The sequence below is a fragment of the Mesobacillus sp. genome (genome assembly GCF_049588175.1).
Lineage (GTDB): Bacteria > Bacillota > Bacilli > Bacillales > Cytobacillaceae > Mesobacillus.
In genome coordinates, this window is the sequence record NZ_JBAVFI010000357.1 from 1 (window position 1) to 1,537 (window position 1,537).

Consider the following 1,537-nt stretch of genomic DNA (forward strand, 5'->3'; position numbering starts at 1 on the left):
CTAAAAGTTGATTCTGCCGACGGTTCTCCTCCAGTAACACTTGCGTTTTCTTCTCTGCTTCAAGCACTTTAGCAATGGCTAATCCAACACCGAAGAAAAATAGTCCATCAATAACACCCATCCCCAACTGGTTTAATCCCACTGCGAGTATCGCGATAAAAGGAGCAATGGAAAAGCCGGCCCATAAAACCCATCTTTCCTTCCCAGGCCTGCTATAAATACCTGCGCAGAGTGAAGGGTAGGCCAAAAAAGACGAATACTCTCCAAAAAAGTAACAGCCTACAATCAAGAACAATCCACTAAAAATCAATTCAAGTAACGGATATTTTTTAAAATCAAAACTAGCTTTTTTAAATCCAGACCAAATGGGAGTTAGAAATGCGGCAAAGAACAAAAGCAATACGAGCCAAAAGAATGGCATAGAGGTCAGGAAGAAAATCAAAATCAATAAATGGAATGCAAACCAACCAGTCCTTGTTATTTGGGCGGTTTTATACACCCAATGAGTTTCATTATGTATCGGACGCATTTATAACTCCTTCATTCATTAAAAGTTCGATCCTAGCTGTATTCAACAAGCTTTTCTCGTTCTCCTTTTTCCAAAGTCATAAAAGTCATATGACCACTATATGACGTAATTCACTATGAGGTATGACCTTTTCTAATCCATAATAAAAATGCATATTTTGATTATATATTTAAGTTTTTCACCATAAAGGAGAGAATTGATTGGCACATTTACCATCAAGTGATACAAAACAAACATTTCATGAAAATACTAAAAGATCGGTCCTTATTTTCATTTCTGTTATCGCCATTATTTTAGGAACAATTTTTGTGAGTTTATTACAGTTACAGTCCCCAAAAGTTGTACCTGCGAGTGTTGCTACAACTGTATTTTCTGCAGAAAGAGCCTTCTCCTATTTAGAGGATTTTGCTGTTGCGCCACATCCTCTTGGTTCGAAAGAACATGATCGAGTACGAGACTACTTGGTGGGGGTTTTAGAAGAACTAGGAGTCAATCCTGAAATTCAAAAAGCAAATTCACTTCATGATACTGGCTCATGGATTGCAGGAGGAACAATCGAGAACATTGTTGCCAAAATAGAAGGAACGAATTCTTCGAAAGCCATCATGCTTGTTGCTCACTATGATTCGGTGCCGGGAGGTCCAGGTGTATCCGATGATGGAGCTGGGGTTTCTGCTATTTTAGAGACGGTCAGAGCATTAAAGGAAATGAAATCCCTTCAAAACGACGTCATTATCCTTTTAACAGATGGTGAAGAGAATGGGATGCTCGGAGCAAAGGCATTTGTTGAAGAACATCCCTTCGTAAAAGATGTTGGATTGGTGCTGAATTTTGAGGCACGAGGAAATGAAGGTCCTTCGTTCATGTTTGAAACGAGTGATCAAAATGGTTGGTTTGTAAAACAGTTTGTTGAAGCTGCACCGACACCCGTGGCTCATTCATTTATTTATAATTTATATAAGCTGATGCCAAATGACACAGACCTTACTGTTTTTAAAGCTGCGGGAC

At 38.9% G+C, this 1,537-nt stretch carries 2 protein-coding genes; one reads left to right on the forward strand and one right to left on the reverse strand.

Features of this window, described 5'->3' with window-relative positions:
- The coding region (locus tag WB217_RS08885; protein WP_423992639.1) for a hypothetical protein at nt 1-448 on the reverse strand (448 nt) is incomplete at its 3' end.
- A 281-nt stretch (nt 449-729) separates the two neighbouring features.
- Here WB217_RS08885 and WB217_RS08890 point away from each other — a divergent pair.
- Nucleotides 730-1,537, forward strand: an 808-nt coding sequence (locus tag WB217_RS08890) for a M20/M25/M40 family metallo-hydrolase (protein WP_423992641.1), incomplete at its 3' end; no start/stop codon positions are given.